At 42.9% G+C, this 441-nt stretch carries 1 protein-coding gene; it reads left to right on the top strand.

Going from position 1 to position 441, the window contains the following annotated elements; genetic code table 11:
• Window positions 1-441, top strand: a 441-nt coding sequence (gene gldD / locus HC175_RS18835; protein ID WP_209310101.1) for a gliding motility lipoprotein GldD, incomplete at both ends; no start/stop codon positions are given.

The following is a 441-nucleotide window of genomic DNA, read 5'->3' as shown; positions in this document are numbered from 1 at the left end:
ATTTTTTGCATTTTTTGCCAGCCTTTTCTCCTGTGTAGATGAGGTGCAGCCAAAGCCGGATGCCTATCTCGCTTTAGAATATCCCGAAGCTGAATATGAAGCCTTCAGCCGGGACTGTGCTTACAGCTTTGAAAAAAACAAATATGCAGAAGCAAAAAACCTCCGGGGAGGCAATAACTGTTGGATCAATCTTGATTATGAGGAGTTAAAGGGAACTATTTTTATTACCTATCAACCGGTGAAGAATAACCTGGACTCTTTACTGGCTGATGCTCAAAAACTGCCCTTACGGCATACTATTAAGGCAGATGCCATTGAAGGTTCCCGTTATACCAATGACCTTAACCGTACCTATGGTATGTTCTATGAAGTCACGGGAGATGCCGCATCCCAGGCTCAGTTTTACCTTACCGATAGTACGAATCATTTTCTTACAGGTTC

Source organism: Salinimicrobium oceani, from assembly GCF_012037645.1.
The sequence above is the reverse complement of the archived record's forward strand: the minus strand, read 5'-3'. Positions and strand labels throughout refer to the sequence as shown.